The sequence below is a fragment of the Saccharothrix mutabilis subsp. mutabilis genome, from assembly GCF_039521145.1.
Lineage (GTDB): Bacteria > Actinomycetota > Actinomycetes > Mycobacteriales > Pseudonocardiaceae > Actinosynnema > Actinosynnema mutabilis.
Genome location: NZ_BAAABU010000004.1, coordinates 284,481 through 297,435 on the forward strand (window position 1 = coordinate 284,481; position 12,955 = coordinate 297,435).

The 12,955-nt window shown below is 72.0% G+C and carries 11 protein-coding genes; 5 read left to right on the forward strand and 6 right to left on the reverse strand.

Features of this window, described 5'->3' with window-relative positions:
* Positions 1–6 precede the first annotated feature (6 nt).
* Positions 7–495 (forward strand): hypothetical protein, encoded by a 489-nt coding sequence (locus tag ABD126_RS12285; protein WP_343933894.1) that lies wholly within the window; start codon positions 7–9, stop codon positions 493–495.
* Between the two features lie 41 nt (positions 496–536).
* Here ABD126_RS12285 and ABD126_RS12290 read toward each other — a convergent pair whose 3' ends face one another.
* From ABD126_RS12290 to ABD126_RS12300, 3 genes are read right to left on the reverse strand one after another with little or no spacing between them, the layout of a single operon-like run.
* The gene (locus ABD126_RS12290; RefSeq protein ID WP_343933895.1) at positions 537–1,373 is read right to left on the reverse strand and encodes a septum formation family protein; all 837 of its coding nucleotides are present in this window, start codon (positions 1,371–1,373) and stop codon (positions 537–539) included.
* A gap of 5 nt (positions 1,374–1,378) precedes the next feature.
* Positions 1,379–2,638 carry a pyroglutamyl-peptidase I gene (locus ABD126_RS12295; protein ID WP_343933896.1) on the reverse strand — a complete coding sequence of 420 codons (1,260 nt, stop codon included), beginning with the start codon at positions 2,636–2,638 and terminating at the stop codon, positions 1,379–1,381.
* Positions 2,639–2,690: 52 nt separating this feature from the next.
* Positions 2,691–3,464 carry a LamB/YcsF family protein gene (locus ABD126_RS12300; RefSeq protein ID WP_343933897.1) on the reverse strand — a complete coding sequence of 258 codons (774 nt, stop codon included), beginning with the start codon at positions 3,462–3,464 and terminating at the stop codon, positions 2,691–2,693.
* Between the two features lie 260 nt (positions 3,465–3,724).
* Between ABD126_RS12300 and ABD126_RS12305 the strand changes: the two genes are divergently transcribed.
* From ABD126_RS12305 to mctP, 3 genes are all read left to right on the forward strand, one after another.
* A complete protein-coding gene (locus ABD126_RS12305) occupies positions 3,725–4,423 on the forward strand; it encodes a GntR family transcriptional regulator (RefSeq protein WP_343933898.1) in 699 nt (232 codons plus the stop codon).
* 120 nt (positions 4,424–4,543) lie between these two features.
* Entirely contained in the window at positions 4,544–4,810 is a 267-nt protein-coding gene (locus ABD126_RS12310) for a DUF3311 domain-containing protein (RefSeq protein WP_343933899.1), read from the forward strand.
* Positions 4,811–6,445, forward strand: a complete 1,635-nt coding sequence (mctP, locus tag ABD126_RS12315) for a monocarboxylate uptake permease MctP (protein WP_343933900.1) — start codon at positions 4,811–4,813, stop codon at positions 6,443–6,445. It begins immediately after the preceding gene.
* Between the two features lie 70 nt (positions 6,446–6,515).
* Here mctP and ABD126_RS12320 read toward each other — a convergent pair whose 3' ends face one another.
* Positions 6,516–7,028: a hypothetical protein gene (locus ABD126_RS12320; protein ID WP_343933901.1), complete on the reverse strand. Its 513-nt coding sequence runs from the start codon at positions 7,026–7,028 to the stop codon at positions 6,516–6,518.
* Between the two features lie 105 nt (positions 7,029–7,133).
* Between ABD126_RS12320 and ABD126_RS12325 the strand changes: the two genes are divergently transcribed.
* On the forward strand, positions 7,134–7,808 hold the full coding sequence (locus tag ABD126_RS12325; protein WP_343933902.1) for a TetR/AcrR family transcriptional regulator: 675 nt from the start codon (positions 7,134–7,136) through the stop codon (positions 7,806–7,808).
* Here the strand turns inward: ABD126_RS12325 and ABD126_RS12330 are convergent.
* Complete coding sequence (locus tag ABD126_RS12330) at positions 7,805–10,126, reverse strand: NEW3 domain-containing protein (protein ID WP_343933903.1); 2,322 nt, start codon at positions 10,124–10,126, stop codon at positions 7,805–7,807. The two genes, ABD126_RS12325 and ABD126_RS12330, sit on opposite strands and share 4 nt — an antisense overlap.
* A gap of 73 nt (positions 10,127–10,199) precedes the next feature.
* Positions 10,200–12,902, reverse strand: a complete 2,703-nt coding sequence (locus tag ABD126_RS12335; protein WP_343933904.1) for a hypothetical protein — start codon at positions 12,900–12,902, stop codon at positions 10,200–10,202.
* Positions 12,903–12,955: the final 53 nt, after the last annotated feature.

A 12,955-nucleotide genomic window follows, 5' to 3' on the forward strand; every position in this document is an offset into this window, starting at 1 on the left:
TGGAGTGTGACCCAGCAGGAGGACCTGCCCGGCGGCCTCCACTTCGACAGGCCTCGCGACGTGCAGGTCGGACCGCAGACCGGCATCGTGCGCTACTACCCGGTGGCGCCGGGCGCCACGCCGCCCGAGAGCGCGTCCCCGGTGCCGGAGCGTCCTCGCACCCGGTGGTGGTGGCACGTCCTCGGGGTGGTCCTCGGGCCCGCGCTGGTGGTGGCGGGGGCGTTCGCGTGGGGGTACGGGATCGACCAGTTCGACGAGGTGCGCTGGCGCGGGCTGGTGGGCCTGGGACTGGCGGGACTGCTGGTGGGGTTGATGACCTTGGGGCGGCTGTCCCCAAGCGCGCCGCTGGTCGGTGGACTGACCGCGGTGGCCGTGTCGGTGGCCTACGAGCTGGGCTACTTCCCGCCGTTGCCGGTGCTCAGGCCCGTGCTGGAGAGCGGCGCGCCGGTCGCGGTCGGGGTGCTGCTGCTCGTTGTGGCGCTGCGCCGGCGGTAGTTGTCCACAGGTTGTGGATGGAGCTGTGCACAGCCTGTGGGTCAGTTGGGGAGAGGTTTGTCGCCCAGGCCCCAGAGGCGTCCGGTGAACGGTCGCGTCGCCTCGGCGTAGCAGACGACCGTGGTGTAGCCCTCGGACCAGGCCTGGCTGCCGAACGTGCGCCAGGAGGCGAAGACGTCCGGGCGTTGCGCGCCGACGTACCCGGTGACGGCGTCGGCGCAGTGCTCCTTCGCCTTGGCGTCGACCTGCTCCTCGGACGGGGTGGGGGCGGTGTGCGCGCCGATGTTGAGGACGCCGGGCACGGCCTCGGCCTTGTGCTGGGTGTCGCAGCCGACGATCTTGAGCTGCTCGTCGACACCCGGTGAGCCCTGCGCGCACAGTTGCACCTGGGCGAAGCCTTCGGCTTTGAGCAGGCTCTTGAGCGGGCCGGTGCGCTTCTTGCGCTGCCCGTCGGGGCCGATCTCGACCACCGTGCACAGCCGCCAGCGGTCGCCGCGCGCCCAACCGTCCCGGCTCACCCACAGGACCTGCGGTTGGAGGCGGGTCGCGTCGTGGTCGGTGCTGCCGAGGTAGACGGCCAGGGCGGTGCGGCACGCGGGGAGCGCGCTGCGGCGGAGGTCACGTTCGCTCGGGTAGGCGTCACCCAGCCCGGTGAACTGCCCGATGGCGACGACCTCGCCCTCGTGCGGCTCGGTGCACGGCACGGTCTTCAGCGCGCCGTCGGTGCACTGGCCGTGCTGGGGCAGTTCCTCCCGGCTGGGGGTGATCGAGGGGCGGACGACCTCGCCGTCCGGGGTGCCGGGGACGGGCGTGGTGCAGCCCGTGAGGAGGGCGAGCGACAGCAGTCCGACACCCACCGCCGCCCGCCTGCGCCGCACGGTGGTCAGACTACTGAAACCAGGGCGCGGACCTGGTCGGCGATCGCCCTGCGCTCGGCCTCGAAGGCGGCGTCGGTGAGGGCGGTCGGGTCGGCGGGTTGCCGGAGGACCGGGGTGTGCAGGTGGCCGCCGGCGGCGGGGGAGTCGAGGCCGAGGCGGACGCGGTTGGCGCGGTACATGGATTCGTTTGACAGGTAGTCGCCGCCGCTGCCGACCGCGGCGACCGCGCCCTGGGTCGGTTCGTCGGTGCGGCAGACCGGGGTGCCGGTGCCGGGGGTGGAGCCGAGGGGCCATTCGCAGAACGAGCGGTTGTAGTTGACCGGGAACGGGGTGGTGCCCGCGTCCACCATCCGCTGCCAGGGCAGGGAGGTCTCGATGAACTCCAGGGCCGGCTGCGGCCAGCCGGTCGCGTCCGGCACGGTGCCCCGGACGCCGATGTCGTTGTTGTCGGGGAACCCGCCCCGCCAGCGCGCGGCCCACCGCTCGACGTCGAACCGCCCCGGCCGGCCCTGGCTGACCGTCACGAGCGCGTCCGGCTGGAGCCCTTGTTGAATCGCTCCCCCGTAGAACCGTTCAACAATCCCCTCGTCAAACGATCCCCACAGCACGGGCAGCACGGCGGCCTCGACGCGCGCGGGCCCGTCGGCGGTCTGCACAACGGTCCCGTCCAGGCGCAACGCGGCAGCGCCGGCGGGGTTGCTGCGCCGCACCGAGGTGCCGCTGAGCTGGAAGGGGTCGAACCCGGTGACCAGGACCCGCCGTTCGACGCCGCCGAACCGCACGTCGTCCACGCCGCGCGACGCCCAGTCGACGCGCCGGACGAGCCGGGCGCGGTCGCCTGCGGAGAGCGGGAACCGAGGTCGCCACTGCCGCACGGACGAGGTGAGCTGGAGGCGTGCCCAGTAGAGGGGACGGTCGTCGTAGGCGTCCCACTCGTGCTCGCCCTTGGCGCGGTCGACCGCGCTCCGCCACAGTTCACGCCCGGCTTCGGCGGTGAGGCCCTCCGCGCCGGCCCGCGTCCGCACGTCGCACAGCCGAGCGGCGAACCGCCGCACGACCGGCTCGAACCCGCCCAGCCGCACCAGTTCCGGTCCGACGGCGGGGAGCCCGGGCGCCAACGAGTCGTCCAACCGCTGTTCTTCGACGGTCAACGGCGCACTGGTGTCGAAGCAGGCGCCGGCCTCCTCCGCCGAAGCCACGGCGGGAAGCCCCAGCACGCCGATCCCGACCACCATCGCCATCACGCTGCGCATTCGCCTGATCACCCATCGATCCTGGCGAACCGGGCGGTCCGTCACCACCCCCGACCGTTGACTCTCAGGCACCGACCCGGGCGTTGTCGGTGCCCATCGCGGCGACGCCCACCCCGGCTCCCGTCAACGCCTCCCGAACCGCCCGCGCAATGCCCACGGCTCCCGGCGTGTCGCCATGAACGCAGATCGAGTGAACCCGCAGCCGGACAAGGTGCCCGTCAATCGACCGCACATGCCCGTCAACCGCGATTGCCACACACCGCTCAGCGATCTCCACCGCCGAGTGCAGGACGGCTCCGGGTCGTCGCCGGTCGACCAGAGTCCCCATCGCGGTGTACGCCCGATCCGCGAAGGCCTCATACCGAACCGGCAGCCCCGCCACCTCGGCCCGCTTCAACCACACCGCTCCGGGCAGTCCGAGCACGGGGAGCGAGGGGTCGAACGCGCGGACCGCGTCGACCACCGCGTCGGCCTGCGCTTCGTGCGTGCCCAGCGCGTTGTAGAGGGCTCCATGCGGCTTGACGTATGCGATCCGCGTACCGGCCGCCCGCGCGCAAGCGTCCAACCCGCCGAGCTGGTAGAGCACTTCGGCGGTGAGAACGGCAGGCTCGACATCCACGAACCGCCGCCCGAACCCGGCAAGGTCCCGATACCCGACATGCGCCCCGACCGAGACGCCACGAGCAGCAGCAGCCTCACAGGTCCGCCGCATGATCACGGGATCGCCGGCGTGGAACCCGCAGGCGACGTTGGCACTGGTGACGACCCCCAACAACCGAAGATCATCCCCAACCTCCCACCGCCCGAACCCTTCCCCGAGATCAGCATTCAAATCCACCCTCCACCCCTCCTCCCGCCAGGCGAACACCCATCCACCCGCCCGCCGCGCCACTCGCCCGCCGCGCCACCTGCCCGCCGCGCCACCTGCCCGCCGCGCCACCTGCCCGCCTGCCGCGCTGCCTACCTGCCGCGCTGCGCGCTCGCCTGCCGGCCCCGACCAGCCCGCCGCCCCACAGCCCAACCAGCATTGTTCAATGTAGGGATTGTTCAACAATCCAGCAATACTCCGATTGACCTGTTCACCGATAGACTCGCCGCATGACGAGCCTGGACGCGGACGACTGGCTGCGCACCCTCGCCGGCGACCGCGCCGACATCGACCGGTCCAGCACAGCGGAGAAGGTCGCCGACAAGCTCCGCGCCAGCGTCCTCGGCGGCGAGATCCGCCCCGGCCAGCAGCTCAACGAGAAGGCCCTCGGCGACGCCCTCCGCGTCTCCCGCAACACCCTCCGCGAGGCCTTCCGCCTGCTCACCCACGAGCGCCTGCTCGTCCACGAGTACAGCAAGGGCGTCTTCGTCCGTAAGCCCACCTGGCAGGACATCGCCGACCTCTACGCCGCCCGCCGCGTCATCGAGTGCGGCGCCGCGCGCGTCTACCCCCGCGCCACCGACGAGGCCAAACGAGCCGTCGGCGCCGCCGTGGACAACGCCGTCGAAGCCGCCACCCGGGGCGACTGGACCGCCGTCGGCACCTACAACATCAAGTTCCACCAGGCCCTCACCGCCCTGGCCGGCAGCTCCCGCCTCAACGAGGAAGCCGAGCGCCTCCTCGCCGAACTGCGCCTCGCCTTCCACCTCATGGACGACCCCAAGCGCTTCCACGAGGCCTACCTGCCCCTGAACGTCGAGATCGCCGCCCACCTGGAGAAGGGCGCCACCCAGCAGGCCGTCGCCGCCCTGGAGTCCTATTTTGAGACGGCCGAACACCAACTGGTGACCGCCCTGCGCGGTGAGTGAAAAAGGATCACGATTCAACTACGTCACCGGTAGGTAATCCACCGGACACCGTGACGACCGTCCCTCCCGAGGCCTAGCATCGCGCGACACCCTGTCATCCGGGCCGCACGGAGGGCACCCATGCCGTCTGCTCGACAAACCAGCCTGCGCTGGAGCTGGTGGAACCTGCTCCTCCTGGTTCCCCTGCTCATGCTGATCACCCCGTGGTTCAACTCCGACGAACCGCGGCTGCTCGGGCTCCCCTTCTTCTACTGGTACCAGTTCGTCTGGGTCCCGCTGGGCGTCATCTGCGTCGGCATCGTCTACGTGAAGACGAAGGACCGGCCGGCCGTGACCGGCAAGCCCGACCTGCTCGGCGTGGACGACCTGGACGAGGGGGCGAAGTAGATGCAGTGGACCGAACTCGTGGTGTTCAGCGCGTTGTTCCTGCTGGTCACCGTGCTCGGCTTCGTCGCGGCGCGCTGGAAGGCGGGCGACACGCTCGACCACCTCGACGAGTGGGGCCTGGGCGGGCGGAAGTTCGGCTCGTGGATCACCTGGTTCCTGGTCGGCGGTGACCTCTACACGGCGTACACGTTCGTCGCCGTCCCCGCGCTGGTGTTCGGCGCGGGCGCGATGGGCTTCTTCGCCCTGCCGTACACGGTGATCCTGTACCCGATCGTCTTCCTGCCGCTGGTCCGCATGTGGTCGGTGTCCCGCGTCCACGGCTACGTCACGCCGGCGGACTTCGTGCGCGGTCGCTACGGCTCGCACTGGCTCGCGCTGCTGGTCGCGATCACCGGCATCGTCGCCACCATGCCCTACATCGCGCTGCAGCTCGTCGGCCTGGAGGCCGTGCTGCGCAGCATGGGCCTCAACGGCGCCGGCGTCCTCGGCCACGCGCCGCTGTTCATCGCCTTCGTCATCCTGGCGCTCTACACCTACCAGTCGGGCCTGCGCGCGCCGGCGCTCATCGCGTTCGTCAAGGACACGTTGATCTACGTCGTGATCCTGGTCGCGGTGGTCTACCTGCCCGCCAAGTTCGGCGGCTGGGGCGCGATCTTCGACAGCGCCCAGGCGAAGTTCGACCAGACGCCGGCCAAGGGCGACGGCATCCTGCTCAACGCCAACAACCAGCTCCAGTACGCCACCCTGGCGCTGGGCTCCGCGCTGGCGCTGTTCCTCTACCCGCACTCGCTGACCGGCATCCTGGCCTCGCGCGGTCGCAACGTCATCAAGCGCAACATGGTGGCGCTGCCCGCGTACTCGCTGCTGCTCGGCCTGCTCGCGATGCTGGGCTTCGTCGCGATCACCGCGGGCGTCAAGCCGATCACCAACCAGGCCACCGGCCGCCCGGACACCAACACCATCGTGCCGGAGCTGTTCGGCCAGGAGTTCCCGTCCTGGTTCGCGGGGGTCGCGTTCGCCGCGATCGGCATCGGCGCGCTGGTGCCGGCGGCGATCATGTCCATCGCCGCGGCGAACCTGTGGACGCGCAACATCTACAAGGAGTACCTGAAGAAGGACGCCACCCCGGCGCAGGAGGCCAAGCAGGCCAAGCTCGCCTCGCTGGTGGTGAAGTTCGGCGCGGTCGCGTTCATCGTGTTCATCGACCCGCAGTTCTCCATCGACCTGCAGCTCATCGGCGGCGTCATGATCCTGCAGACGCTGCCCGCCGTCGCGATCGCGCTCTACACCCGGTGGTTCCACGTCTACGGCCTCATCGCGGGCTGGGTCGTGGGCATGGGCTGGGGCATGTGGCTGCTCTACGGCATCCCCAGCGCCGACGGGAAGCGCCCGCACTTCGGTGGTTCCGCGCTGGCGCTGGACAAGCTGTCGCTGTTCGGCTGGCACCCGTTCGCCGGCTCCACCACCCAGATCTACGTGGGCGCGGTGGCCGTCGTGGCGAACCTGCTGGTCGCCGTCCTCGTGACGGTCGTGGCCAAGCGCCTGCGGGTGTTCAACGGCACCGACGAGACCGACGCCGAGGACTACCACGTGGACGAGGACAACCCGAGGGTCAAGCCCGTCGCCGTCCACTGAGGACGGTCGCACCACCGTCGAGCCCGCCCGGTCACCACGCCGGGCGGGCTCGCCGCGTTTCGGCGGCGGGTCAGGCCAGGACGGCGAGGGCGACCAGCGAAGCGCCGAACACCACGACGTGGCGGACGTTCTGCAGCACCCACGTCCACGCCGGGAACCCGTCCTCGGCGGCCTTGAGCAGGGCCGGGACGTCGACACGGGCCAGTTCCGGGTCGCCCTTGCGCAGGAACGCGGCCCGCACGGACTTCGCGGCGGTCAGGTTGCTGTAGAGGATCACGCCGTTGCCCAGCAGCACGATCGCCTGGAACACCCAGGTCAGCGGCGCGGCCCAGCCGCTGCCGGCCAGGTTCAGCGCGGCCAGGCCGGTCATCACGGCGGCGACGGCGACCGGCACCGCCGTCTCGTGGCCGCCGGCGTCGAACCGCATCCCGTTCTCCGCCAGCACCCCCGGCCGCACCCCCTGGCGCGCCAGCTCGGCGTGGGCGGTCGCGGTGGCGGTCGGGCCGAAGCGGTGGCGCACCAGCGGGATGGACACGAAAGCGGCGGCGACCAGCAGCTGCATGACGGCGACAACGGTGTTCATCGGTGCTCCCCGGACTCGACTTGAACTAAGTGCAAGCGAACCGTAGCGCTCGACTTGAACAAAGTGCAAGAATCTCTTGAACTAAGTTCAGCTAGGGTGTGCCGCATGCCCCGCGAGACGCTGACCAAGGACCAGATCGTCCGGACCGCGATCGACCTCCTGGACGACGAAGGCCTCGACGGGCTGAACATGCGCAGCCTGGGCAAGCGGCTCGGCGCGGCGGCCACCGCCGTGTACTGGCACGTCAAGAACAAGGACGACCTGGTCGTGCTCGCGGGCGACCAGGTCTGGGCGGAGATCGCCCTCCCACCCGAGGACGCCGACTGGCGCACCGCCGCGCGCGAGCTGGCCCGGAGCCTGCACGCGATGCTGTCCCGGCACCCCTGGCTCGTGCAGGCGTTCGGCACCCATCTGTTCCACGGCCCCAACAAAGCCCGCTACGACGACCGCGCCCTGGCCGTCTTCGAGGCGGCCGGTTTCGAAGGCCCCGAGGCGGACCGCGCCGCCGCCGCCGTCCTGACCTTCGTGCTCGGCAACGTCCTGGGCGCGTCCGCCCTGATCACCATCACCCGCCGCATCGAACGCGAGGGCGACGACGCCCGCGAGCGCCTCGACGCCGTCATCGCTCAGGCCCGCGAGACCGCGCAGGCGTTCCCCCGCCTGCGCGAGCGCCTGGACAGCCCGGCCGCCGAGTACAACGCCTCACCCGAGCACACCTTCGAGCACGGCCTGGACGCCCTCCTCGACGGCCTCGGAACCGGCCTCGCGCGGCGGCGCTAGTCCACGACCTCCAGCGGCACGGCCGGCGACCGCCGCACCAACCCCGCCCCGGCGACCTTCGCGAACAGCCACCACCGCCCGGTCGTGGCCCACCGCGGCACCACCACCTCGAACCCGAACTCCACCCGCCCCCGCGCCGGCACCTCGCCGCCGCGCGCCAGTGGCCGCACGAAGTCCCACGTCTCCCACGGGCTCACCAGCCGCACCTCGACCGCCACCGCCGCCCACAACGCCGACGCCACGGCCACCGGCACCTCGGCCCGCTCGCCGGGGCGCAGCCGCAGCGGCTCCGGCGCCCGCGCGAACCACAGCGGCTGCACGGGCCCGTCGTCCAGCGGCGACCCGCCCCACTCGGGCACGTCCACCAGCAGCACGTCCTCCACGACCCGACCGGCGTCCACCCGCGCCCGCACCGGGTACAGGCCGGGCGCGGCCGACCGCGGTCGCCCGACCGACACCGCCGACCGCGCCGACCCACCGGGCGGCAGCGCGAACGGCACCGCCGCCGGTTCGACCGACCAGCCCGGCGGCGCGACCAGCCGGACCTCGCCCGACACCTCGGCCGACGCCGTCACCACCACTTCGTCGGCACCCCGGAACCGCACGCCCACCGGCGGCCGGCCCAGCGCCGGACCCCGCTCGTGCCGCAGGTGGTCGGCGAACAGCGGGATCCCGGGCTCGCTCGACACGACGACCGGTCCGACGTCCGCCGGCTCGTCCAGCGACCCGCACGCGGGCAGCCGCCCCGACCCGTCCACGCCCACCACGGCCGTCAGCGGGTGCGCGCACTCCTCGGCCGCCCGCGCCGGATCGCCGCACGGGACGGCGTACTCGACGGTCTGCTGCTGCGGGAAGTCCGCCGGCCGCACCACCTCCTCGACGCCGGGCCAGGTGATGCGGACCTCGCCCGCGATGTCGTCCACCGAGGTCACGCAGTCCACCCAGTCGACGCCCTCCCACAGCGTCAGGGTCTGCGCGTACGCCACGCCACCGGCCCGCCCGCGCACGACGACGCGTTCGCCGACCGGGCTGTGCCACACGGTCACCGTCGCCGGGGTCGTCGTGCCGAGGTCGTTGCCGACGGCGGGCGCGAGCAGTTCCGCCTCGTCCACCAGTCGCACCAGGCTGGTCACCACGCCGCCGCGCGCCGGGTCGACGGTCAGGAGGTGGGCGGAGTTGGCGATCTGGGCGCCGCCGCCGCGCGTCCAGCCCCGCGAGGGCCCGCCGGTGAGGTGGAACACCTTCCACCCCAGGGCGGGCACGTCCCCGGCGTGGAAGACGACCGTGTGGCCTTCGTGGGCGCACGGGTGCGCGCCGTCCGCCGACACCACGGACACCTCGGCCAGGTCGTCCTCCAGCCGGACCTCGACCATGCCGGACCGCTTGCGCGCCAACGGGTTCCACACGACCACCGGCACGCCGTCACCAACCGTGTCCACAATGGACGAAAGCTGGTGCAGGACCTGGGACCGCACCTCGGTCGCGAGGAAGTGGGCCTCCCGCAACGACACCCGAGGGTCCGCGTCGTCCGCGAGCCGGGCGCGGGCGTGGGCCAGGACGTCCTCCGGGGGTTCGGCGACGAGCGACGCGAACGCCTCCGCCTCCTCCACCGCCCGCGTCGCCGCGCGCAGCTCGATCCCTTGCGGCACCGGCACGTCCTGCGGCAGCGAGCACACGAACCGCGGTGACGAGTAGCGCGAGTTCCAGTCGTGGTGGATCCGGGCGAACCAACGTCCCGCGCCGACCAGCGCGGACTGGCCGTCGCGCAACCGTTCGTAGGCGGCGCGCTCGGCGTCGGCGAGGGTTTCGGCGTCCTCGACCGGTGCGCTGTTCGCGGGCAGGAGCCGGTCGACCAGTTCGACCCGGTTCTGGTCGACCAGGGCGGTCAGCGGTTCGCGGTCCTGCGGGCGCGTGTCGAGGTAGGGCTCCACCACGCTCGCCGGCAGGCCGAACCGGTAGGACGGGTCGGCCAGCGCGAGTTCGAGGTGCGCGCGGACCTCCGGCACGGACGTGGCCTGGGCGACCAGGTGCAGCGTCCGGCCGCGCTCGGCCACGGTGAGGTCGAAGTCGACCTCGTGCCGCTCGTCGCCGTGCCGCACGACCGCCCGCGCGGGCAGGACGGTGCCGGGCGGGTGGCCGGACACGTCGACCGGGACCTCGTAGCCGAACAGCCCCGGTTCGACGTCCGTGCCGTGGCGGGCACTTCGGACTCCCGCACCCTCGACGTGGACGTGCACCGGCCCTTCGTGGTCGGCGGTGCGCACGCGGACGATCTGCAGGGAGCCGACGAACAAGTCGGTGGACTCGACGACGACCATGGTTCGACCTCAGCACTGGAACGTCCGATGTGGAAATCCGCCAAACCGGCACCCCCCACCCGCAAAAACGCGGTCAGCGCTTGAGCATCCGCGTCAGACCCGCCGCTACCGTCGTGGCCAGCACCCACCCGGTGACGATCAACCCGGCCCCGATCCACTGCGAGGCGCCGGCCAGCTGCCACCGGTTCTTGTTGCCGAAGTCCACGATCGGCACCACCAGGTCGATCGTGAACAGCCACGGGTTCCACGGCAGGCGGTCATCGGAGTTGATCACCTCCAGCGGCGGCCCGACGGAGAACCAGACACTGCCCAGCACCCAGGACACCACGAGCCACGCGAGCGCGCGAGCCGGCCGGTACCCGTACCCGACCATCGACCGCTGCAACCAGCTCCACAGCAGCACGAGCGGCCGGAGCCACCGCCGTCCCTCGGCGACGGCCCGGTAGCGCAGGCGCTGCTTCTCGACCAGGACGGTCGCGGCGTGCTCGTCGTTGCCGCACGCGCGGAGCATCTCGGCGAACTGGTCGTAGGGTCCGGGCCGGTAGCTGCGCCGCATGGCTTGGCGGAGCCAGCGCAGGCGGCGGTTCACCTCGTCGTCGTCGCGCAGGTCGATCGGGTTGCGCAGCGAGTCGTAGCGGAACTCTTCGAGGTCGATCCAGCCGGTGGCGGACCAGAAGGTCTCGTTGTCGTCCAGCGATGTGCAGCGGACTTGCCGCAACGTCACGTCCCCACGCGGCGGACTGACCGGCGTGAGCACCAGCTCTTGGACCTGCAACCCGAGCGCGTTCAACGCATGGCTGTCGAGCTTGTCGCCCAACACGGCCCCGTTGAAGTTGGCCATCCGCCCGACCTGCGCGCGCCGAGCCCGAACCCCGCCGTGCGCGACGAACTCCTTGGCCCCGCCGGCACAGATCAGGTCCCGCCCGATGACCCCGCCCCCGACGTCCAACGAGGGCTTCCCGGCGGGCATGTGCCGGTACCGGCCGGGTTGCGTGATCCGACTGCCCCGCAGATCGAGGTTCGCGCCGATCTGCACACCCCGCAGCTCCAGCCCGCCGGCGACCTCGACCTCCCGAGCGGTCAGGTTGCTCCCGATGTGCGACCGGTTGCCGAGCACCGCGTCGGCGCGGGGGTTGTCCAGCGCCGACCCGTCGAGGGTGAGGCTGCCCTTGACCTGGAGGTCCACCATCCGGATCTGCCCGCGGAAGAACGCCTGCCGGGCAACGACGTCCCCACCCACCTGAGCCCCGTCGAGGTGCAACGCCCGCCCGAACCCGATCGGCTCAGCGACCCGCTTCCCACCGGACTGTCGGTCCCCCATGAGACGATCGATCCGGGGGCCGGAGGCCACGCCCGACGTATCCCCACCAGCGCCCGCGCCCGACGCACCACCACCAGCGGCCGCGCCCGACGCACCACCACCAGCGGCCGCGCCCGACGCACCATCAGCACCCGTGATCGAGGCCCGGCCGGCAACGGGCTCCGACGCTCGTCCTCGCTCTTGTCCAGGCGCACGCCCGGAAACTCCCCCGGCCGACTCAAGCGCGCTCTCCGCCCGCACGGGCGCGGTCTCGCTGAACTCCCTGCCCACCCGCGCCCGCACGGTCCCGGCCAACCCCACCGCAGCCGTCCGCGCCGCCTCGACCCGTGCGGCCCAGCCAGAGCCCGCGGCCTCATCCCCAGCCGCCTCACCGGATCCATGCCCGCCCGCCGCGCCCGCCGCCTCATCGGATCCATGCCCGCCCGCCGCGCCCGCCGCCTCACCGGATCCATGCCCGCCCGCCGCGCCCGCGGCCTCCGCCGAGTCGAGTTCGACCGCCGGCCCGTCCCCGTTCCCGCCCCCGACCACGAGCCCGTGGTCCTGGGCGTCGAAGTGGCCGCCGGACAGCGACAAGGTGCCGCCCAGCCGCGCGTTCACCATCCGCACCGTGCCCGAGCTGCTGAACTCCCGGTCCAGCTGCACGTCCCCGTCCACCGTCGCCCGGTCCAGCACCACCGTCGACGTCGGGTCCGCGTGCGGGTCCAGGCCCGCCTCCTCGTCGACCTTCCCCGCCGCCACCGACGCGCCCCTCAGGGTCAGCGCCGAGTCGACCCGGGCGTTCGCCAACAGGACCGTGCCGAAGATTGTGGAATTGTTGAACAAGAGGTTTCCGCCCACGTGCACGCCCGTCGCGTTCACCGCGTGAGCATGGGGATTGTTCAACGATCCACTGGAGAAGTTGCAGTTGCCGCCCACCTGGGCCCCGGCCATCCGCAGCTCGCCGGACACCGACACGCCCTGCGCCAACAGAGCCCCGGCCAACTTCACCCGGTCCGCGTGCAGGGCCAGTCCGCCGGCGACCGGCGCCAGCAACCGCGCATCGCGCAACACCAGCGACCCAGCGATGTCGGCGTCGGTCAGGTCCACGAGCCCTTCGACGGTGCTCCCCGACAACGACACCTCGTTGGCACTGCTGAGGTTCCGCCCCCACACGCCGGGCAACCGGCACCCGGAGAACACCACCCCGGCCAACCGCCCCTGCCGCAGGTCCGGCACCTCCTCGAACCGGCAGCGCACGAATTCGAGCAGGTAGTTCAGCTCCACGGCCCGCAGGTCGAGCACCCCGGTCAGGAACCGGTCCTCCACCCGGATCACCGGCGGCACCGACGGCCGCCGCAACCCCAGCCGGAACGCGCCCTCGCCCAACCCGCGCAACACGTCCGCGGCGGCCATCCGGAAGGCGCGCGGCGGACTGGGGTCGAACACGTCCAGTCCGCGCGCGCCCGTCTCGGTCATGTGATCGACAATGCGGGCAACCCAAGATCGCCCGCAAGCGAACGCACCAAAAA